Genomic DNA, 21,561 nt, shown 5'->3' with positions numbered 1-21,561 from the left:
GCCCGTAACGATTCCGCTTAGTCGCCGCGTGCGTCGAGCCGATCGACCAGCGCCGTCGCGCACTGCACCGCCAGCGCTGCGCACTGCTGCGCATCCACCGGCGCGCCGTTCATCATCGCGCCCTGCACGATCCGGCCCAGCAATTCCTTCGACAGGTCGGCGATCTCGCATTCCCGCTTCGTCATGTTCCTCTCCCACGCGTCGGCCGGGTCCGGCCGCGCGTCCGATCGTGCCGGGCGCCGCATGCGCCGCGCCCGACGTTCAACGTTGCGTTGCCCGCACGACGATCTGCGCCTGCGTGTCGCGTTCGATGCGTTCGAGCGAGGTGCGCAACGCCGTAAACTCGTCCGGCGTGCAGACCTGCCGGCCGAACGCTGCCGTCATCCGGCGCGTGACCTGCACGACGTGCGCGGCCGCATCGAATACGTAATGCGACGTGAAGTCGACGAAGCGGTCGTGCACGGCCGTATCGGTCGGCAGGTCGGTCACCATGACACCCGCCGGCAACGCGATCTGGCCGGTCTCGTCGAACGTGCCGCCAAGACACGCCCACGGCTGTGTGCGCACCGGTTCGGCGAGCCAGCCCTCGACCTGCGTCGCGATGCCGCCCGTGACGCTCGACAGCGCGGGCACGGCGGTCGTGCCGTCCGGCCACACGAAGTGATCGAGCGTGCCCGCATACGTCACGTCGAACGGCCCGTCCGTCGCGCGGCGATCGCTGGTGGAGATCTGTGCGCGGCCCCGCAGCCCGCTCAGCCGCAGGCGTTCGTTCGCGAGTTGCCGGATGCGCTCGGGCGGCGCGCGGCGAAACAGCGTGCGTTCGAGCTCCGCAGTCCAGCCATCGTCCTCGACGAGCGCGTGAAACCGCGCAGCGCCCGGCTGCGCCGCATCGATCTCCACGCGCGCGGTACGGCGCTTCGGCTGCGTGGCCGGCGTGCGCGACACCACGCCGGTGTCGACGAGCAGCGCCGGCCGGTCCATCACGATCGGCGGCAGGTAGCCGAATGCGATGCCGCCCGTCGTGGTGTCCGCGTAGAGGCCGAGATCGGGCAGCCACGTGATCGCGTGATTGATCGCACCGCCGCCATAGCCGGGCACGGACGGCAGCGTGTACACGGAGCCGAGATTGATCAGCACCGGTTCGCTGCGGATGCCGACCGCCGCGAGCAACGCGCCGAACAGCGCGACGTGGTCCTTGCAGTCGCCATAGCGGTTGCGCAGGATGTCCGTCACGCGATGCGGCGCAGCGGCCGTCTCGCCGAGAAAGAGCGCGACGTAACGCACGTTCGCCTGCACCCAGTCGTACAGGATGCGCGCCTTGTCGTGCGGATCGGCGGCGTCGGCGGTGAGCGCGCGCGCCAGCTGGACGACGGCCGGATCGTTCGCGCTCGTATCGACGGCCGCGTTGCGGTAGCGCGCGGCGAACGCCGCATAGTCGGGCAGCGTGGATACCACCAGCCGGTCGCCGTAGGTCGGATAGCCGACCGAGCCGCTCTCGATCCGGTCGTACGGGCCGTGCCGGTAGGCGAACTCGTAGCGCGTGCGGCCGTTCGCCGTTACCGGCGGCAGCGCGACGTAGCCGCGCGCGTCCGCATGCAGCGGCATGTCGGCCGGCACGTCGAAGATCAGCCGCTGGTTCTCCACCGGCTCGCGCGACGGTTCGACGTAGTAGCCGAAGTAGCCGGCATTGACGGGCCTCGTGCGCGACTTGCGGAACGCGATGCGCGTGCTCGATCCGGCCTCGACGCCGGGAAACACGACGGTGCGCAGCAGCCCGTCCTGGAAGGTCGGCGCGCCGGCCGAACGCGGCTCCTGGACGTCGCGGATGCCGTCGGGCCCGACCGGATGCGCGACGCCGTCGCGATCGATCGTCTCGGCCGCGACCAGGTCGACCTTCTCCAGGTTCTTGTCGAACCACACGTAGCGCTGCGCGATCGCGTCGATCCCGTTTGCATCGTTCGCGCGCAGTGTCGAATCGTCCTCCTCGTCCAGCGCGCCGTCGTGCTGGATCACGAATACGTGGACATCGCTGACGAGCGTGACCGGCGCTTCGTCGCCCGGGTCGGCGCACGCGGGACGCGCGAGCGCGGCAGCGGCGACGGCCACCGCGAGCGCAGCGGCACATCCCGGCAGGCTACCGGTCGATCGGAACGGAAAACGCACCACGTCGTAGCTCTCTGCGCGTTCGTGTTCATGTCCGGACGCGACGGGCGCGCATCCGCGCGTGCCGCGCGCCGTCGTTCAGCCCAGTGTGGGTGACGTGCCCGCGAGCGTCAAGCCGCGACGCGGCCGGCCGTGCCGTCACGCGCCAGGCGGACGACGACACGCCGCACGCGCCACGCCGGCGGGCTGTCGCACTTTCACGAACTACGCCGCGTGCGATCGCTTTTTATATCATGTTGTGATATATAATTCAGACAGGTAAGGCGTGCGTGCGATGTCACCGAAACGAATGACGATCCGGTGAATTCGACGCGCCGACATGGGGAAGGAGACATCATGCTGATCAACAACGATTTCGAAATCGGATATCTCGTGATCGCGTTCGCGCTGCTGGGCGTGATCCTGATCGGTGCGCTGCTCACCGCGCTGCATCTCGAGCGGTGGCATCCGAAGCTGATCGGCGCCGCAATCGGCGCGCTGCTCGGGATCGCGCTGATCGAAGCGATGCCGCTGCTGACGTGAACGCGGCCCGGCGTGCGGCGCGGGGTCGAAACGAACGGCACCCCGAAGGAAATCATCATGGAACCATCGCGCTGCGTGACCTATCGTCAATATGAGATCCACGCGGGCGCCTGGGTCGACCCGGTGGCCGGCGAGGGTCTCGAACTCGGCGCGCTGTACCAGCCGCTCGCGGTCGTGTACTGGTGCGATGCCGGCGGCCGCCACGAGGCGCACCTGCTCGACCCGAAGCACCACGTGTTCCGCAACGACGCGGACGCGATCAAGGTCTCGATCGCCCTGGCCAAGCGCTTCATCGATACGAAGGTGGCCGGCACCGTCAAGCCGGCTAGCTGACGCCCGGCCACCGCGCACCTCGTCCCCCAACCTGCCGGAGGCGACATGGAAAACGGTATCGTCCAGACCCTCGTACTGCTCGCGGTTCTCGTATTCGCGGTGCTGTTCTTCGCGGCTCAACGCAGCCGCGACCGCACGCGCGACCGGCTGCTGCACCGCTCGTCGCGGCGCTCGTCACGCTCGCATACGCACCGTCACCCGTAATCGCGCCGCACAAAAAAATCGGCCGGCGGCACGGCGTCGTGCGACGCCAGACCGTCGGCCTTGCAGCGGAGGTTCAGTCTTCGGGCAGCCGGCGCGTCGCGCGCCTACACACCCCACATCACGTGCCGGCCCTGTTCGTGGGCCGCACGCATCATGTCCAGCAGCGGCCACGCGCGTTGCGCGAGCCCGCCCGCATGCGGCGACAGTTCGGTGCGCAGCGCCTGCGTCGAACGCTCGTGCGCGTTTTCCCGCACCACGTCATCCCTGATCGCCTGCTCGAGCCGCGCGATCGCACCCGGCAATTCGTCGGTGGAAATCACCCCGCGCACGTCGAGCCCCTTGCCGACGAGCCCCAGCAGGTACTGCGCCAGATCGCGCAACATCACGATGTCCGGTGCGGCGGATGACCGAAACGTAACCATCATCGTCCTTTCCCCCTTGTCGTCGCCGCGGGACCGTGCGGCGCCAGCCGCCGCCGGCCGCGGCGAGGCCTGCGGCCATCCTGCTGCGCCCGGTCGCCGCCCCGTTCTTCTGAACCGGACGTTCGCCCGGCACGATGCGCGCATCGCGCGGCCGGGTTCGTTTGCGGCGTAGAGGCCGGATGACGCGAGGGCCTGCTCTTATTTTATATCACGTTGTGATGTATTCAAGCGTACGCCCCCGGAATGGTGCGACTTGTCTTGCGACAACGCCAACGGGAGGCAGCCGCTTCGTTCGCCGCCCGGCTAGCCGACGTTCATCGGCAACAGCACCATCTGCCCCGCCGCGGCACCAGTCCGCACATTCCATGAGACGCGACCGACGGCGCGGCGTCGCTTTCAGCGCGTAAGCGACCAGCACGCTGCACCGCGCCGGGGGCAGTGCACCTGTGCCCGCCGTGCCCGCCCGTGCCGCCGGCTGGCCGCGTCGATCGGCGCCGCATCGTCACACCGGCCGCACGCACCGCGCCCGCTACTCCGGCTGCCACTGCCCGATCCCGGGCCTGCTCCCCTCGCCGCTCTCCCGCCGTTCTCCCGGCGAGCGATCACCTCGAGCGCGTCATTCGCATGGTTCGCACGGTTCGCGCCGGACGCGATGCGCTCGCGCCCGATCGTGCGTTGTTCCCCGCATTTCGACATTAGTGTGCGCGCAACAATGGCGGTGCCTCGCGGCCGGCGCCGTGCGGGGGCGGGTTTCCACGACGCCGGTCGCGACGGTCTTTGAAAAACCACATCTCACGAGGACATACCATGCAACTCCAATCTCATCCGGCGTGCCGTCCGTTTTACGAAGCAGGAGAACTCACGCAGCTGACCGCGTTCTACGAAGAAGGCCGCAACATCATGTGGATGATGCTGCGATCGGAGCCGCGGCCGTGCTTCAACCAGCAACTCGTCACCGACATCATCCATCTCGCGCGCGTCGCACGCGACTCGGGCCTGCCGTTCGACTTCTGGGTGACGGGCTCGCTCGTCCCCGAGCTGTTCAACGTCGGCGGCGACCTGAGCTTCTTCGTCGACGCGATCCGCAGCGGCCGGCGTGACCAGCTGATGGCCTACGCGCGCTCGTGCATCGACGGCGTCTACGAGATCTACACGGGCTTCGGCACCGGTGCGATCTCGATCGCGATGATCGAGGGCAGCGCGCTGGGCGGCGGCTTCGAAGCCGCCCTCGCGCACCACTACATGCTCGCGCAGAAGGGCGTGAAGCTCGGTTTTCCCGAGATCGCGTTCAACCTGTTCCCGGGCATGGGCGGCTATTCGCTGGTCGCGCGCAAGGCGGACCGCGGGCTCGCGGAATCGCTGATCTCGTCCGGCGAGGCACATGCGGCCGAGTGGTACGAGGATCGCGGGCTGATCGACCAGACGTTCGACGCGGGCGACGCGTATCTCGCGACGCGCACCTTCATCGACGTGATGAAGCCGAAGCTGAACGGCATCCGCGCGATGCTGCGCGCGCGCGAACGCGTGTTCCATCTCACGCGTTCCGAGCTGATGGACATCACCGAGCAATGGGTTCACGCGGCGTTCACGATCGAGCCGAAGGATCTCGCGTACATGGAACGTCTGGTAATGCTGCAGAACCGGCGCGTGTCGAAGCTGCGCACGGTGTGATGTGAGCGAAGCGCCGCGCATGGCGGGCGGCGCGCTCCGTCATGCGGGGAGGCTCAGGCGATCAGCCTGAGCTTCCTCGTCTCCGCGAGCCAGGCCTCGAAGGCCTGGGCCGGCATCGGCCGCGCGAAGTAGTATCCCTGCGCGTAGTCGACGTTGATCTGCTTCAGGAATTCGGCTTCCGCGTGCGTCTCGACGCCTTCGGCGACCACCGAGAAACTCAGCGCCCTCGCGAGCGACACGACCGAGCGCACCAGCGCTTGCGAGCGCGGGTTGCGGTCGATGCCCGTGATGAAGCTGCGGTCGAGCTTGATCGAATCGAGCGGCAGCCGCGACAGCTGCGACAGCGACGAATAGCCGGTGCCGAAATCGTCGAGGTGAATCTCCGCACCGAGCTGGCGGAATTGCTTCATCAGCTCGTGCGCCGCTTCTTCGTCGTCGATGAAGCTGCTTTCGGTGAGCTCGATGTCGACGAGGCTCGGCTTCAGCCCCGCGGCGTCGAGAATCGACGCGAACTGATCGACGATGTTCATGTCCTGCAACTGCCGCGCGGACACGTTCACCGCGATCCGCACGCCGAGCCCCATCGCATTCCATGCGGCGGCCTGCGCGGCAGCGGTGCGCATCACCCAGCGGCCGAGCGGTGCGATCAGCCCCGACTCCTCCGCGAAGCGGATGAATTCGATCGGCGCGACAAGCCCGCGATCGGGCGATTGCCAGCGGATCAGCGCCTCGACGCCGTGCACGTCGCCGGTCGCGATGTCGACGACGGGCTGGTAATGCAGCACGAACTGCTCTTCCTCGAGCGCCTTGCGCAGGTTCGTGTCGAGCCACATGTACTTCGCGACCTTCTGGTTCATCTCGAGCGAGAACACGCGGTACGTATGCTTGCCTTCTTCCTTCGCGACGTACATCGCGGTATCGGCGCTGCGGATCAGCGTTTCGAGCGAATCGCCATGCTGCGGATACATCGCGATGCCGATCGAGCAGCTCGTGTAGACCTCCACCAGCCCGAGGTGGATCGGCGTGCGCAGCCGCTCGAGGATGATCTGTGCGGTCGCCTCGAGCAGCGGCCGCGTGCCGTGCTCGAACAGCACCAGGAATTCGTCGCCGCCGAGCCGCGCGAGCGTCGCGCCGGACGGCAGGCAGCCGCCGATGACCGCGGACACGTCCTGCAGCAGGCGGTCGCCGGTGATGTGCCCGTAGTGATCGTTGACGCGCTTGAAGTTGTCGAGATCGAGGAACAGGATGCCGACCTGGCCGCGCAGGTCGGTGCGGTCCGCGGCCAGCGCGACGCGGATGCGCTCGCTGATCGCATGACGGTTCGGCAGGCCGGTCAGCACGTCGGTATTCGCGAGTTCGCTGAGCCGCTGCTGCGCGTTGCGCTCCTCGGTGACGTCGATGCCCGAGCAGATCAGGAACTGCTCGTCGGCGCCGCTGCCGCTCTGCACGAACTTGTTGCGGAACTGGAACAGGCGCGGGCCGTTGACCGTGTTGATGTAGCGCTCGACCGCGAACGACCGGTTGCTCGCGAAAAAGCCGGTGATGTTGGTGCGCGACTGCGCGCCCTGCTCGGGGCTCATGAACAGCTCGAACGCGCTGCGGCCGATCACGTCGACCTCGCGCTTGCCCGTCACTTCCTCGCACAGGCGGTTGAAGCGCTGCACCATGCCGTTGCGGTCGAGGATCACGACGAGCGAATTCACTTCCGACACGACCTGCTCGGCGAACGCGAGCCCGTGTGCGAGATCGCTGGCGACGGACGCGGTATCGGAATAGGCGGAGGCCGTGCCGGCCCAATTGGCGGTGTCGATCTTTCTGCCGACCAGATGGAGACTGACCGGATCGCCGAACAGCGCGAGTTCGAGCACGAGGTGCGACGTGACGCCGGTGAGCGCGCGAATCCGCGCGGCCTGCTCGCCGGTCAGCGCAACCGCGACATTGGTCAGGCCGCGAACGGCGGCCAGTTCGAGTGCATTGCTGTCGCTGCCGAGGCGCCAGCATGGGCTGCGCGTACCGAGATGCGCTTCGAGCACGGCGCTTTCGTTTTCGTCATCCATGGACACGCCCCGATCCAGAAAAAACGCACAGTGTAGACGGATGCAAGTTGACCGCCCGCGGTCGGGCGCGCAACGCGCGTACCCGGAAGAACAGTCTTGATGGCCGTGACAACGGTCCTCGTTCCGAATGTGTTTCCAACGACTAATGCGACCCGGCGTTCGCGCATGTCGCGCGTAAGGTTTTCCAAGCGAATGTGTAACCCATCTTATCAAATGACGATGAGGAATGGCACTCACATTTGGAACAGAGTGTCAAGGAATCGGAACTCGATTGGCAGGGGGGATTTTTCGTGGTTGGCGTGATGCGAGTCGGCGGGCGCCGGGCCTGAAGCGGGCCGGCGAGGTCAGCTGAGCGCCTTGCCGGACGGGCGTTTGCGGGAATCGCACTAACCTTGTAGCGATCCGCCCCCGCGGCATTCTGCCGGGGTCGGATCGCATGGCGCCGATCGCGGAATCGGGAATTTTCCATGTCCGCTTATGCGGGAATGCACGTCTTTATTCCCATACGCGTTGCAATATCGCGTCAATCGATGTGAGCGGATATATCGCCGGGTCGCACCGGCATTGCGGCGCCATGAATGGAACCGGTGCGATCGCCCCGCCGCGACGCGCGAAAACCGTCCGGCGGGCACGCCGCCGCACCGCTTCCGCGCGTTGCGCGGCGCCGCTCAGCCCGCCGCGCCGTAACCGCCGCCGCCCGGCGTCTCGACGACGAACACGTCGCCCGGCGCCATCTGCGCGCGGCCGATATGCTCGAGCGTCTCGACCGTGCCGTCCGCGCGCTCGATCGTGTTGCGACCGAGCGCGCCGGCCTCGCCGCCCGCCGCGCCGAACGGCGCATGGATCCGGTTGTTCGACAGGATCGACGCGGTCATCGGCTCGAGGAAGCGGATCCGCCGCACCGCGCCGTCGCCGCCGCGCCAGCGCCCGCCGCCGCCGGAACCCGCGCGCAGCCGATGCGAGTCGAGGCGCACCGGGTAGCGCCATTCGAGCACCTCCGGGTCGGTCAGGCGCGAGTTCGTCATGTGCGTCTGCACCGCGCCGACGCCCGCGAAGCCGTCGCCCGCGCCGCTGCCGCCGGCGATGGTCTCGTAGTACTGGACTCTCTCGTTGCCGAAAGTGAAGTTGTTCATCGTTCCCTGGCTCGATGCGACGCAGCCGAGCGCGCCGTACAGCGCGTTGGTAATTGCCGACGACGTCTCGACGTTGCCCGACACGACCGCCGCCGGATACTCGGGGTTCAGCATCGAGCGGGCGGGGACGATCACCGTCAGCGGCTTCAGGCAGCCGGCGTTCAGCGGGATGTCGTCGCCGACCAGCGTACGGAACACGTACAACACCGCGGCCATGCAGACGGCCTTCGGCGCGTTGAAGTTGTTGTCGAGCTGCGCGGACGTGCCGGTGAAGTCGATCTCCGCACGGCGCGCCGCGCGGTCCACGCGGATCGCGACGCGAATCTCGGCGCCGTTGTCGAGCGGATAGCGGTACACGCCGTCCTGCAGCGCGCCGATCACGCGCCGCACCGCTTCTTCCGCGTTGTCCTGCACGTGCCCCATGAACGCGAGCACGACGTCGCGGCCGAACTGCCCGACCATCCGCCGCAACTCGTCGACACCCTTCTGGTTCGCGGCGATCTGCGCGCGCAGATCGGCCATGTTCTGCTCGACGTTGCGCGCCGGATAACGGCCCGATGCGAGCAGCGCGCGCGTGTCGGCATCACGCAGCACGCCGGCCGACACAAGCTGCCAGTTGTCGATCAGCACGCCTTCTTCGTCGATGTGCGTCGAATCGGGCGGCATCGAGCCCGGCGTCGTGCCGCCGATGTCCGCGTGGTGGCCGCGCGAGCCGACGTAGAACAGCGGCGCATCCGAGCCGTCCGCGAACACCGGCGTGATGACGGTGACGTCCGGCAGGTGCGTGCCGCCGTGATACGGGTCGTTGAGCATGAATACGTCGCCGTCGCGCATGCGGCCGCGGTTGCGCTCGATCACCGTGCGGATGCTCTCGCCCATCGAGCCCAGGTGCACGGGCATGTGCGGCGCGTTCGCGATCAGGTTGCCGTCGCCGTCGAAGATCGCGCACGAGAAGTCGAGCCGCTCCTTGATGTTCACCGAATACGCGGTGTTCTGCAGCCGCAGCCCCATCTGCTCGGCGATCGACATGAACAGGTTGTTGAAGATCTCGAGCCGCACCGGATCGGCGTCGGTGCCAAGCGAGCGGCGCGTCGGCAGCGGCGTCGTGCGCGTCAGCACGAGGTTGCCCTGGGCCGTCATCCGCGCGCGCCAGCCGGGCTCGACGACGGTCGTGCCGTTCTTCTCGGCGACGATCGCCGGGCCGTCGATCGCGTCGCCGGCGAGCAGCGTGTCGCGCACGTACAGCGCCGCGTCGTGCCATTGGCCGCCGGAATGGAAACGCACGGTGCTGTGGGCCCGCGGCGCCGCGCCGTCGTCGCGCGGCACGAGCGGCGCGATTTCGACCGGCGCATCGGAGCGGCCGATCGCCTCGACCGACGCCAGCTCGGCGACCAGCGGCGTGCCGGGCATCAGGAACGCGTAGCGCTGCCGGTAAGCGGCTTCGAACGCCTGCTGCATCGCGACGACACTGCCGGCCGGCACGTCGAGCGCGGAATCGGTGCCCTGGTAGCGCAGGTGCACGCGCCGCTCGGTCGCGATGCGTTCCGGCGGCACGCCCTGTTCGAGCAGCGCGCCGACCGCGTCGTCGGCCAGCCGGTCGAGCGTCGCGTTCAGCGCGGGCAACGACGCGTCGGACAGCACGGCCTCCACCGCGCGCTCACGCATCGCGGTCTGGTCGGCCAGGCCCATCCCGTAGGCGGACAGCACGCCCGCGAGCGGATGCGCGAACACCTGTGTCATCCCGAGCGCGTCGGCCACGCCGCATGCGTGCTGGCCGCCCGCGCCGCCGAAGGTCGTCAGCACGTAGCGCGACACGTCGTGGCCGCGCTGCACCGAGATCTTCTTGATCGCGTTCGCCATGCTGCCGATCGCGATCTCCAGGAACCCTTCGGCCAGCGCCTCGGGCGTGTCGCGCCGCCCGGTTGCCGCATGGATCTCGTCGGCAAGCGCCGCGAATTTCGCGGCCACGCCGTCGCGGTCGAGCGGTTCGTCCGCATGCGGGCCGAACACGCGCGGAAAGTGATCGGGCTGGATCTTGCCGAGCATCACGTTGCAGTCGGTCACGGTCAGCGGGCCGCCGCGCCGGTACGCGGCCGGCCCCGGGTTCGCGCCGGCCGATTCGGGCCCGACACGCAGCCGCGCGCCGTCGAAGCCGAGCACCGAGCCGCCGCCGGCAGCAACCGTGTGGATGCTCATCATCGGCGCGCGCATCCGCACGCCGGCCACCTGCGTCTCGAACACGCGCTCGAATTCGCCGTTGTAGTGCGACACGTCGGTCGACGTGCCGCCCATGTCGAAGCCGATCACGCTGTCGAAGCCGGCTGCGCGCGCGGCGCGCACCATCCCGACGATGCCGCCGGCCGGGCCGGACAGGATCGCGTCCTTGCCCTGGAACGCATCGGCGCGCGTCAGGCCGCCGCTGCTCTGCATGAACTGCAGGTTCACGCCGGGCATCTCGCGCGCGACCTGCTCGACGTAGCGGCGCAGGATCGGCGACAGGTAGGCGTCGACCACGGTCGTATCGCCGCGCGACACCATCTTCATCAACGGCGACACCTCGTGCGACACGGACACCTGCGTGAAGCCGATCCGGCGCGCGAGGTCCGCCAGCGCACGCTCGTGCGCCGTGTAGCGATAGCCGTGGATCAGCACGATGGCCAACGCCTGCACGCCGGTGTCGAACACGCGGCGCAATGCCGTTTCCGCGCGTTGCAGGTCGAGCGGCACGACGACGTCGCCGTGCGCGCCGATCCGCTCGTCGATCTCGACGACGGTCTCGTACAGCGCATCGGGCAGCACGATGTCGAGATCGAACAGGCGCGGCCGGTTCTGGTACGCGATGCGCAGCACGTCGCGAAAACCGCGCGTCGTCGCGAGCGCGGTGCGCTCGCCCTTGCGCTCGAGCAGCGCGTTGGTCGCGACCGTCGTGCCCATCTTCACCATGTCGACGCGTTCGGGCGTGATCGGCTCGCCGTCGGCCAGGCCGAGCAGGTGGCGGATCCCGGCGACGGCTGCGTCGCGATACTGCTCGGGGTTCTCCGACAGCAGCTTGTGCGTGACGAGCGCGCCATCGGGCCGGCGCGCGACGATGTCGGTGAAGGTGCCGCCGCGGTCGATCCAGAATTGCCAGCGCGCGGCGTCGGAGGAAACGGGGAAAGTGTGTCGGTCAGTCATGGCGATGAACTCGATGCGTCGTTGAAGCGAAGATGAAACGAAGGACGAGCGCCGCCGCACGGCGCGCGTCGCGCGCCGCGTGAGGGCTTCGATCAAAAGGGAGAGGTCAGGCGGCGGGCGGGTGCCCGCTTACGCGGCGTCGAGTTCGCGGCCGCGCGTCTCGGGCAGCGTCAGCGCGGCGACGATCATCACGCCGTAGGCGGCGACCGCGAAGATCCCGATGCTCGCGCCGAGCCCGTAGTGCTTCGACAGCGCGCCGATCAGGAACGGAAACAGGGCGCCGACCGCGCGGCCCACGTTGTAGCAGAAGCCCTGCCCCGAGCCGCGCACTCGCGTCGGGAACAGCTCGGTGAGGAACGCGCCCATCCCGGAGAAGATGCCCGATGCGAAGAACCCGAGCGGAAAGCCGAGCCACAGCATCGACGCGTTCGTGAGGTTCAGCGCCGGCGACGTATAGGCGAACGCGATCACCATCGAGCCGAGCGCGAACAGGATGAAGTTCGGCTTGCGGCCAAGGCGGTCGGTCAAGTACGCGCTCGTCAGGTAGCCAACCCACGAGCCGACGATGATCGTCGCGAGGTAGCCGCCCGTGCCCATCACGGTCAGGTGCCGCTCGGTCTTGAGGAACGTCGGCAGCCAGGTCGTGATTGCGTAGTAGCCGCCCTGCGCACCGGTCGTCAGCAGCGCCGCGCGCAGCGTCGTCGACAGCAGCTTCGGCGCGAAGATTTCGGTGAAGCGCGGCGCGTCGGCCACGTTGGCCTGCGTGGCCTTCTCCTTCTCGTAGACGTCAGGTTCCTTCACGTAGCGGCGGATCACGACCACCAGCAGCGCCGGCGCGAGGCCGACGAGAAACAGCGCGCGCCATGCCTGTTCGGCCGGCAGCACCGAGAACAGCAGGGCATACAGCAGCGCCGACAGCCCCCAGCCGATCGCCCAGCCCGACTGCACGAGGCCGACCGCCTTGCCGCGATCGCGTGCGCGGATCACCTCGCCGATCAGCACCGCGCCGGCCGTCCATTCACCGCCGAAGCCGAAGCCCATCAGCGCGCGCGCCGCGAGCAGCTGGTGGTAGCTCTGCGCGAGCCCGCACAATGCGGTGAACACCGCGAACCACAGCACGGTCAGCTGCAGCGTGCGCACGCGCCCGATCCGGTCGGACAGGATGCCCGCGATCCAGCCGCCAAGCGCCGACGCGAGCAGCGTCATCGTGCCGATAAAGCCGGCGTCCGCGAGCGAGATGCCCCAGGTCGCGACGAGCGTCGGGATCACGAACGACAGCATCTGCGTGTCCATCCCGTCGAGCATGTAGCCGACCTTGCAGCTCCAGAACGCGCGGCGTTCGCGCGGCTGCGCGTCCGCATACCACCCGAACAGGCCGCTGCGTGCGGGGCCCGCGGGATCGGCGGCGGGCGCCGCGAGAGTCTTGCTTTCCATGGTGAAGCTCCTGTCGAAATGTTCGGTCGAAACCGTGTTCGTCGTACCTGCGGTGCGGGTCGTGCGTGTCGTCCGTGTCGTGCGTGTCGTGCGTGTCGTGCGTGTCGAGCGTGCGTCGCGATCATTACGCCGCGGCTGCGCGCCGCCCTCCGGCCGGGCGGATCCTCTGCGGCGCGGCGTACCGCCGCGTCGGGGCCGGACCGGCGGCCGTGCAGGCCGCCGGCATCGGTCGGGTCAGAACACGGCCAGCGACGCGTTCGTGATGTCGGTCATCAGCATGTAGCCGGGCGTATGCGCGATCGCGAGCGGCAGCTTCGCTTCCATCAGCGCGGTTTGCGGCGTCACGCCGCACGCCCAGAACACCGGCAGCTCGCCGTCACGCACGGTCACCGCGTCGCCGAAATCGGGCGCGCCGAGATCGGCGATGCCCAGTGCTTCAGGATGGCCGATATGGACCGGCGCGCCGTGCACGCCCGGGAACCGGCTCGTGATCTGCACCGCGCGGATCGCGTCGGCGCCGCGCAGCGGCCGCATCGACACGACCAGCTGGCCGCCGAAAATCCCCGCGCGGCGGTTCGGAATCGACGTGCGGTACATCGGCACGTTGCGCCCCTCCTCGATGTGGCGCAACCCGATTCCTTCACGTGCCAGCATGTCCTCGAACGAGAACGAGCAGCCGATCGCGAACACCACGAAATCGTCGCGCCACAGCGCCTCGAGCGATTCGACCCGCTCGGTCAGGTGGCCGTCGCGGTATACGTTGTAGCTCGGCACGTCGGTACGGATGTCGAGATCCTCGCCGAGCACGTCGAGCCGGAACGCGCCCGGTTCGCCGACGCCCAGCAGCGGGCACGCCTTCGGGTTCGCCTGGCAGAAGCGCAGGAAATCGTGCGCGTACGCGTTCGGCAGGATCGCGAGATTCGCTTGCGCGAACGGGCCGCACTGGCCGGCCGTCGGGCTGCGGAACGTGCCGTTGCGTACGGACTGGCGGAATTCGGAAGGCGTCATGATGTTCGATGGCAGATCGGGATGTCGTCGGGATGACGGGGTTGCGTCAGCGGATACGGCGAAGAATAGAAAAGAAAAAATTTTGTCGCCAACGAGTTTTTTTGCGTCTGGTGTATAGAATTTCTTAACGGATCTCGGGGTTTTCCCCGGTCCCGTTCACTTTTCTTCACCGGCAAGCTGCGCGTCCAACGTCCGTCCGATCGCCATGAACACGCGTTTTCTCGAAACCTTCGTCACGCTCGCGAAGCTGCGCAACTTCCGCACGACGGCCGCCGCGCTGCACGCGACGCCGGCCGCGATCTCGCAGCGCCTGAAGGCGCTCGAAGATGAATTGCAGACCGTGCTGGTCGATCGCGACAGCCGCGAGTTCCGGCTCACGCCGAACGGCGAGTACCTGCTCGGCTATGCGAAGGCCGTCGTCGAGGCGACGCACGAGTTGCAGGCCGCCGCGGCCGGCGAAAGCGCGCTGCGCGGCAAGCTGCGGCTCGGCGTGATCGAGACGGTCGTGCACAGCTGGCTGCCGCATTACCTGCGCCGCCTCGCCGCCGACTATCCGCAACTGGAGATCGACCTGACCGTCGACGTAAGCGTCGTGCTGCAGCGCCGGCTGATGGCCGGCGAGCTCGACCTGATCATTCGGGTGGAAGGCAGCGACGAAGCGTCGGTCGTCTGCGACGCGCTCGCGAACTATCCGGTGCGCTGGATCGCGCGCGCCGGGCTGCTGCCGACCACGCGCACGGGCCTCGCGCGGCAGGTGCTGCGCCAGCCGATCCTGACCTACGGGCGCGGTACCGCGCCGCACCGTGCGCTCGAGGACATCGTGCGCACGCTCGCGCACGCGCACGGCGTGCCGCTGTCGGAAACGCGCATCACCGGCTCGCCGTCGATCTCGGTGATCGTGCAGCTCGTGCGCGACGGCTTCGGCGTCGCTGCGATTCCGGTGTTGTTCGTCGATGCGCTGATCGCGAGCGGCGAGGTCGTCGAGCTGCCGCTGCAGCCGTCGCCGCCGTCGATCGTCGTGTCGATGTCGCGCCGGGCCGACGCGCCGAAGTTCGTGCACGGCGCGTCGATCGCCGCGCGCGTCGCGTGTCACGAGTATTGCGAGAAGAGCAACCGGCTGCTGGTCGAGGCACTTTGATGCGGTACGCGGCTGCCGGGCAGTTCACCCACGGCGCGTGAAGCGCCGATTCGGCGATCGTCTTACGCGTGCAGCCCCGCATGCGGCTGACCGAGCTTGCCGTCGCCATACTCGCGCAGCACCTGCGAGATCACCACGCGATAACCGTCCAGCCAGCGCGCCTGCTTCGCCTTCGCTTCCAGATGCGCGGGATGCTGGATCAACTGCTGCAGCGCCGCCTCCGATTCCCAGTAGTAGACGTTCTGGATCAGCCCGGCCTCGGCGTTCTCCCACGTCTCCTCACCGAGGTAGCCGGGCGTCGCGCGCGCCATGTCGGCGATCTGCCGGTCGAGGCGGTGGAATTCGTCGTCGTATTGCCCGGCGCGAAAAATGAAGGTCGATGCGTACATGCGCGCTCCGTCGGAGACGAATGAAAGAGCGCCAAGTGTAAGGCACGCGTGGCGGGTCGCTGTCGTCACGCGGTGCTCTCGACGGGGTCGGGTCGATCGGCGAGCCACGCGTCGATGGATGGGGCGTCGGCCTGCGTGTTTGTCGCAGTTGCCATGGTTGCCGGCATCGCGGCAAGCGCGTGTCGCGCGCGTTCGAGTGCCTCCGCGAAACCGCGCAACTCGCGTGTCGCCGGCCGGTCGTCGAGACGCCGGCGCGCGAGTGCCGCTTCGATGCGTGCGTCGATCAACGCGCGCTGCGCGTCGATGAAGTCGACGCACAGCATGCGGCACCGAGCGGAGATCGACGCGACCGCAAATAACACCGGCACGATCGACATCGTCAGGTAGCCGCCGGGCGCAAGTCGCGCCAATGCGGCGCGTACGTGCGGGCCGCCGTCGATCAGCGATGCGAACACCGCATCGCGCCACACCGCGCGCTCGAACACGAGCGCCTCGCGAAACGTGTCGAGCGCCGCGCGGTCGGCGACCTGCCCTGCCGTGACCAGCGGTATCGCCGGCGTCGTCTCGACCGAAGCCGTAACGTCGTCCGCGCCGACGATGCAATTCGCACCCAGCCACGCCGTCTCCGCGCGCCGCCCGGCGAGTACACGAGATTGCAACCGGTCCGGCAGCATCGGATCGAGCGGCACCGCGCCGCAGATCGACGGCTTGTCCGCATGCACGCCGCAACGGCCGTCGTCCGCCAACGCCGCGCACCGGCCCAGCGACGGATAGTCGTAGCCTTGCAGCGTCAGTGCGAGCCATTCGTCATTCACGACGCTGCGATGGAACAGTCGGTCGGCCAGCGCATCGGCGGCCGCGACGTCGTTCGCGTCGAGCGCCTGCTCGTGTCCGGCCATGCGCGTTCGTTCACCGATGCGCCGCTTCGGCACGCGATGGATCGTCAGCGCGCCGACGAAGCGGTTCCGATGCCGGAACAGTTCGCGCAACGACAGCGTCGGCGCGCTGTTACAGCAGCGGCCGCATGCATTGCACGCGAGGCGGTAGTCGTCTACCACGGCCGTCGCACCGAGTCCTGGTAGCGCGTCAGGATGAAATGCGCGACGTCGTCCGAGTGATATGCGGCGACGAGTTGCGCGACCCACGGCTTCGCACGGTCGGCGTCGCGCACGGTCAGCACGCTCGCATACGGCGAGCGTGCGTCCTCGAGATTGATGCTGTCGCGCGCCGGTTGAAGGCCCATGCGCGTGGCGTCGTCACTGTCGATCGCGACGAACGCGGTCGAGTCGAGCGCCGCACGAAGCCGGTCGCGGCGCAGCGCAACGAATTTCAGCGCGAGCCGGTTGCCGGTCACGTCGTGCAGCGTCGCATGCAGGCCGGCCTGTTCGCGCAGCGTCACCAGCGTGTCGTTCTGCAGCAGCACGAGCGCGCGCGCCATCCCGCGCGGATCGGACGGGATCGCGACCGTCGCGCCGGGCTGCAGTTCGTTCAGGTTCTTCAGCTTGCGCGAATAAAGCGCCATCGGCAGCGTGACGGTCGGCGCGACGGCGCTCAGCGCATAGCCTTTCGCCGCGCGCGTGGCGCTCAGGCGCTGGGCATCCTCGAAGCTCGCCGCGTCGATGCTGCCATCGGCGAGCGCGGTATCGATGCGCGATGCGTCGTCGAATTCGACGACGTCGACAGCCAGCCCGCGCGCGGCAGCGACGCGTTTCACCTCGTCGAGGATTGCCGCATGCACGCCGCGCGTCACGCCGACGCGCACCGCCGGCGCGGCGGGCGCAGCTGGCGCGGCGAATTCCGCGGCCGCGGCCCACGCCGGATGCATGACGCCGCACGCAATGATCAACCCTGCGGCAACGATCCGCCCCGCGCGCTTCATGACGCATCCCTCAGAATCGTGCGAAACCCGATATGCGACGCGCCGAGATCGGCTTCCTGCTGTTCGCGCGACGACGCGCGATAGCGTACGCAGTAATCGCGCGAGCACAGGAACGAGCCGCCCTTGATCACCATTGGCGTGTCGTGCCGGCGCGTCGGCGGTGCGACGGCCGCCGTATCGCCGTTCGTATGCGACTGGTGCGGCCCCGTGTAGGCATCCTTCGTCCATTCCCATGCGTTGCCGATCATGTCGTAGAGGCGAAAGCCGTTCGCCGCGTAGCAGCCGACCGGCGCCAGTCCCGCATGGCCGTCCTCGGCCGTGTCGAGCACCGGAAACGCGCCCTGCCAGTAGTTCGCGGCCGGCTTGCCGTTCGCGTCGCGCGGCGCCGCATCGAGCGACGCGTCGTCGCGGCCGGCCTTGCCCGCGTATTCCCATTCGGCTTCGGTCGGCAGGTCGCGGCCGAGCCAGTGGGCGTATGCGAGCGCATCGCGCTGCGTGACGAGCGTCACGGGCAGGTTGCCGAGCCCGTCGACGTTGCTGCCGGGGCCGCGCGGCGTGCGCCAGGACGCGCCTTTCACCCACGTCCACCATGCAAGGTCGCGTGCATTCAGCTCGTCGCGCGTCGGCACATGAAACACCGCCGCGCCGCCCTGCTGCTCGGCCTCGGTCACATAGCCGGTCGCCTGCACGAACGCGGCGAACTGCGCGATCGTCACGTCGGTCTGGTCGATCCAGAAGCCGCCGACGCGCGTCTTGCCGTCGCCGACCGGACGCTCGTCCGCATAGCCGCGCGTGCTGCCGAACACGAATGCGCCGCCGCTCAGGTGCACCATCCCGGCCTTCGGGTCGTCGCGCCACTGCGCGGGCAGGCCCGAGTAGCGCTCGCACTGCCGCTCCGTGCCGAGCGGCGCGAGCGTGCGGCCGCGATTCGCGTCGTCGAAGGCCCCGGCGGGCGACGCCGACGGGCTCGCATAGCCGGCGGCAAACGCGGCGGCGAACAGCGTGGCCGCGAGCGCCGCGCCGAGCGTCCAGAAGCGGAACCGCATCGTGCCGTCCTCAGTAGTAGCCGCGCGGACGCAGCGGTTCCACGCCGCCGACGTTGCTCATGTAGGCCTTCCACTGGTCGACCAACGTGCTGATCACCGACGGGTTCTGCGCGGACACGTCGGTCGTCTCGCCGCGATCCGCCGCGAGGTCGTACAGTTGCCAGTGGCCATCGAGCGGCCCGAGCGGCGGCTCGGTCCACAACGCCTTCCAACGACCGTCGGCGCTGCGCAGGTACGCGCGGCCATACGCTTCGTCACCGAACGGCGCCGTATGCACTTCGCCCGTCGCCGAGCCGGTGAGCACCGGCAGCAGCGACTGGCCCGTCACCGGATATACGTAGCGGTTGTTGTAGACGACCTTGCCCTTGTTCTGGTCGACACCCGTCAGCGTGTTCACGAGCGGCGGCGCCGGCTGCGACGGCGGCGTGACGCCCGCAACCGCGAGGAAGGTCGCCGTGTTGTCCGTCACGTGCGTGAACGCGCGCAGCGTCGGCAACTGCTGCGTCTGGCCGGCCAACCGAACGATCGTCGGCGTCGACACGCCGCCTTCGGCCGAATAGCCCTTCGTGAGCCGGAACGGCGTCGCGCTCACCTCGGCCCAGCGCAGCCCGTATTGCAGCCGCTGCGCGTTCTGCTTGCCGTTGTCGGTGCCGAGCGCGGAATAGATCGGCTCCTGTGCGTTCGCGGTGTCGGTCGCCGTCGGATTCGCGCCCGAGTCGATCGGCCAGCCTTCCGCGCCGTTGTCCGACTGGAACATGATGAACGTGTTGTCGTATTCGCCGATGTCCTTCAGGTGCTGGATCAGCAGGCCGATGTTGTAGTCGAGGTTCTCGACCATCCCCGCATAGATCTCCATGTAGCGCGCCTGTGCCTTGCGCTCGGCCGGGCTCAGGCTCGCCCATAGCTTGTCGACCTTGCCGGCGCCGTAGTCGCTGTAGCCGTCGGCGGCCGAATGCACGGCACTGACGTACTTCGCGCTCGCGGTGCCGTCATTCGCCATCGCCGGCGACGCCGTCGTCGTTTCGGGCAGGCCGTCGAACGGCTTGAAATCGGCGGGAATCAGGCCGAGCGCCTTCTGCCGCGCGATCCGTGCGTTGCGGATCGCGTCGTAGCCGGCGTCGTACACGCCCGCGTATTTATGCAGCCACGGGTCCGGCACCTGCAGCGGCCAGTGCGGCGACGTGTATGCCGCGTAGGCAAAGAACGGTTTGCCATCCTGCTTGTTCGAATCGATGTACGAGATCAGCTTCTGCGTGTAGAAATCCGTCGAATAGAACACGGCCGGGTTGCCGCCCGTACCGCCCGGCTGTCCGGGCTGGCCTGGCTGCACGTAGCGACCGTCTTCCGTGTAGTTCGACGAGCCGGCCGGCTCGTGCGCGAAGTGGTTCGTCGCCGCGCCGCCGAGCAGCACGTAGCTGTGCTCGAAGCCCCATTGATCCGGCGTCTGCCCGCTGCCCGTCGTGCTGCCGACGATCCCCGAGCCGATGTGCCACTTGCCCGCGATGTACGTGTGATAGCCGGCGTCCTTCAGAAGTTGTGCGAACGACAGCGCGCGGTCGTTCAGATAGCCCTCGTAGCCCGGCAGCCCGCGCCGCTCGTCGGTCGGCACCCCCATCGTGCCCTCGCCGACCAGGTGATGATCGGTGCCGGAAATCAGCATCGCGCGGGTGATCGCGCACACGGTGCCGGTGTGGTGGTTCGACAGGATGCGGCCCGATGCGACGAGCGCGTCGAGGTTCGGCGTGTGGATCTCGCCACCGAACGCATGGATATCGGAGTAGCCGAGATCGTCGGCCATGATGTACAGGATGTTCGGATGCCTGACTTCGGGCGTCGTACCGGCCTGCGGCGGCGGATCGCTGTCAACGCCGCCGCACGATGCCAGCGACATCGCACCGGCGATCGCGGCGCACACTACACGGAAACGGAAGGCAAGCAACGGCGAAGCGGACTTTTTCATTGTTGTGGATCGCTCGATCTACGGGATCGACGATCTTAGCGGCGCCCGCGCGGCGCCCAAAGTCGGATTCGTCACATGCTAACGGGGTGCGGGAATATGCGCGCGGGCTCGATGGCGTCCCTCTGCATCGGGCCGCCCCAATTTCGAGATGAATGACGGAAGCCGCGACGCATAATCCCGTCGCACGCCGCGACGAAAGCGAGCAACCGTATCGCGCTCGAACCGCACCTCGCATGATGCGCGTCGCAAACACGGCGAGCGGAAGCATCCCGATCACCCAATGCCCTCTGGAGACCCGATGTCAAAAATCACCGACGTACTGAAAGTGCTATCGACCTGCGAACCCTACCGCCCCGCAAAAGGCCTGTCGATGGAGCGGGCACGCAAAGCGGCGCGACTTCTGCTCGCGGGAGGCGGCGTCTGCTTCGTGCTGCTCGGCGCATTGGCGCTCTGGCACAAGGCGGCCCCGGCACCGTGGCAGCAGCACGTCGCCATCGTGTTCTACGTACTGACGGTCTTGTTCAGCCTGCTCTCCCTCACCGTCGAACCCGTCGCCGGCATCGTCCAGATGTTTCGCTGGAAATCGGAAACGCTGAACACCATCACGCGCGAGGTGGAGACCGACGAGAAGCATGCACTGCTGCTGGCCGGCTACGACGACAGCACGCTCGAGTATGCGCGGCACGTCCTGCAACTCAAGGTGAAGCGCCTCGACGCGCGCGCCGTGTCGTTCTTCGGCGGCGGAACGGCCGCCTATGCGCTGCTTGCCGTGACGCTCTCGAACATCAAGGACGCCGGTGGCTTGCCGTGGTTGCAGAGTACGCTGACAAGCGGATTCGTTTCCGGAAATTTCCTGAATACCGCCATCGTATGGGGCATTGCATTGGTCTTCGGGCTGTCCGTCGGCTCGATGGCGTTGAAGGTGGTCCAGTCGCGCTACGTCTATCAGGTTGAACTCATCGAGCTCGTGCTGCTGCATCGAACGATGGCGAAGGCGGCCAAGCATGCTTGACCTAGTCGGCACGGCG

General features: G+C 68.1%; 18 protein-coding genes. 6 read left to right on the top strand and 12 right to left on the bottom strand.

Going from position 1 to position 21,561, the window contains the following annotated elements; all coding sequences use genetic code 11:
- Positions 1–17: 17 nt before the first annotated feature.
- Positions 18–185 carry a hypothetical protein gene (locus AC1Z3W_RS03690; protein ID WP_162840552.1) on the bottom strand — a complete coding sequence of 56 codons (168 nt, stop codon included), beginning with the start codon at positions 183–185 and terminating at the stop codon, positions 18–20.
- Positions 186–261: 76 nt separating this feature from the next.
- On the bottom strand, positions 262–2,166 hold the full coding sequence (locus AC1Z3W_RS03685; protein ID WP_124835364.1) for a DUF3857 domain-containing transglutaminase family protein: 1,905 nt from the start codon (positions 2,164–2,166) through the stop codon (positions 262–264).
- Positions 2,167–2,499: 333 nt separating this feature from the next.
- Here AC1Z3W_RS03685 and AC1Z3W_RS03680 point away from each other — a divergent pair, with 333 nt between their 5' ends.
- From AC1Z3W_RS03680 to AC1Z3W_RS03670, 3 genes are read left to right on the top strand one after another with little or no spacing between them, the layout of a single operon-like run.
- Positions 2,500–2,685: a hypothetical protein gene (locus AC1Z3W_RS03680; protein ID WP_057925886.1), complete on the top strand. Its 186-nt coding sequence runs from the start codon at positions 2,500–2,502 to the stop codon at positions 2,683–2,685.
- A gap of 57 nt (positions 2,686–2,742) precedes the next feature.
- Entirely contained in the window at positions 2,743–3,018 is a 276-nt protein-coding gene (locus tag AC1Z3W_RS03675; RefSeq protein ID WP_483507051.1) for a hypothetical protein, read from the top strand.
- Between the two features lie 45 nt (positions 3,019–3,063).
- Positions 3,064–3,222: a hypothetical protein gene (locus AC1Z3W_RS03670; RefSeq protein WP_175826287.1), complete on the top strand. Its 159-nt coding sequence runs from the start codon at positions 3,064–3,066 to the stop codon at positions 3,220–3,222.
- A gap of 104 nt (positions 3,223–3,326) precedes the next feature.
- Here AC1Z3W_RS03670 and AC1Z3W_RS03665 read toward each other — a convergent pair whose 3' ends face one another.
- Positions 3,327–3,647 (bottom strand): DUF1840 domain-containing protein, encoded by a 321-nt coding sequence (locus AC1Z3W_RS03665; protein WP_057925887.1) that lies wholly within the window; start codon positions 3,645–3,647, stop codon positions 3,327–3,329.
- Positions 3,648–4,451: 804 nt separating this feature from the next.
- Here AC1Z3W_RS03665 and AC1Z3W_RS03660 point away from each other — a divergent pair.
- Positions 4,452–5,315, top strand: a complete 864-nt coding sequence (locus tag AC1Z3W_RS03660) for a crotonase/enoyl-CoA hydratase family protein (protein WP_057925888.1) — start codon at positions 4,452–4,454, stop codon at positions 5,313–5,315.
- 53 nt (positions 5,316–5,368) lie between these two features.
- Here AC1Z3W_RS03660 and pdeR read toward each other — a convergent pair whose 3' ends face one another.
- The 4 genes from pdeR to AC1Z3W_RS03640 form a co-directional block, all read right to left on the bottom strand.
- A complete protein-coding gene (pdeR, locus tag AC1Z3W_RS03655; protein WP_057925889.1) occupies positions 5,369–7,372 on the bottom strand; it encodes a cyclic di-GMP phosphodiesterase in 2,004 nt (667 codons plus the stop codon).
- Positions 7,373–8,040: 668 nt separating this feature from the next.
- Positions 8,041–11,679, bottom strand: a complete 3,639-nt coding sequence (locus tag AC1Z3W_RS03650; RefSeq protein WP_483507048.1) for a hydantoinase B/oxoprolinase family protein — start codon at positions 11,677–11,679, stop codon at positions 8,041–8,043.
- 129 nt (positions 11,680–11,808) lie between these two features.
- Positions 11,809–13,113, bottom strand: coding sequence for an MFS transporter (locus AC1Z3W_RS03645; protein WP_057925891.1), 1,305 nt, complete (start codon positions 13,111–13,113; stop codon positions 11,809–11,811).
- A 234-nt stretch (positions 13,114–13,347) separates the two neighbouring features.
- Positions 13,348–14,121 (bottom strand): putative hydro-lyase, encoded by a 774-nt coding sequence (locus AC1Z3W_RS03640; protein WP_057925893.1) that lies wholly within the window; start codon positions 14,119–14,121, stop codon positions 13,348–13,350.
- A 205-nt stretch (positions 14,122–14,326) separates the two neighbouring features.
- On the opposite strand from AC1Z3W_RS03640, the gene AC1Z3W_RS03635 reads away from it, so the two are divergent.
- A complete protein-coding gene (locus tag AC1Z3W_RS03635; RefSeq protein ID WP_057925894.1) occupies positions 14,327–15,259 on the top strand; it encodes a LysR family transcriptional regulator in 933 nt (310 codons plus the stop codon).
- Positions 15,260–15,321: 62 nt separating this feature from the next.
- On the opposite strand, the gene AC1Z3W_RS03630 is transcribed toward AC1Z3W_RS03635, so the two are convergent.
- The 5 genes from AC1Z3W_RS03630 to AC1Z3W_RS03610 form a co-directional block, all read right to left on the bottom strand.
- The gene (locus AC1Z3W_RS03630; RefSeq protein WP_057925895.1) at positions 15,322–15,648 is read right to left on the bottom strand and encodes an antibiotic biosynthesis monooxygenase family protein; all 327 of its coding nucleotides are present in this window, start codon (positions 15,646–15,648) and stop codon (positions 15,322–15,324) included.
- Between the two features lie 65 nt (positions 15,649–15,713).
- Positions 15,714–16,706: a YkgJ family cysteine cluster protein gene (locus AC1Z3W_RS03625; RefSeq protein WP_483507045.1), complete on the bottom strand. Its 993-nt coding sequence runs from the start codon at positions 16,704–16,706 to the stop codon at positions 15,714–15,716.
- Positions 16,700–17,473, bottom strand: coding sequence for a MetQ/NlpA family lipoprotein (locus AC1Z3W_RS03620; RefSeq protein ID WP_057925979.1), 774 nt, complete (start codon positions 17,471–17,473; stop codon positions 16,700–16,702). Before AC1Z3W_RS03620 ends, AC1Z3W_RS03625 begins: the two co-directional genes overlap by 7 nt.
- Before the next feature lie 50 nt (positions 17,474–17,523).
- Entirely contained in the window at positions 17,524–18,573 is a 1,050-nt protein-coding gene (locus AC1Z3W_RS03615; RefSeq protein WP_175826283.1) for a formylglycine-generating enzyme family protein, read from the bottom strand.
- 10 nt (positions 18,574–18,583) lie between these two features.
- Positions 18,584–20,533 (bottom strand): arylsulfatase, encoded by a 1,950-nt coding sequence (locus AC1Z3W_RS03610; protein WP_483507043.1) that lies wholly within the window; start codon positions 20,531–20,533, stop codon positions 18,584–18,586.
- A gap of 298 nt (positions 20,534–20,831) precedes the next feature.
- On the opposite strand from AC1Z3W_RS03610, the gene AC1Z3W_RS03605 reads away from it, so the two are divergent.
- Positions 20,832–21,545 carry a hypothetical protein gene (locus AC1Z3W_RS03605; RefSeq protein ID WP_483507041.1) on the top strand — a complete coding sequence of 238 codons (714 nt, stop codon included), beginning with the start codon at positions 20,832–20,834 and terminating at the stop codon, positions 21,543–21,545.
- Positions 21,546–21,561 lie beyond the last annotated feature (16 nt).

Source organism: Burkholderia sp. 10_S31 (assembly GCF_056930375.1).
This window is presented reverse-complemented; position numbering and strand designations above follow the sequence as displayed.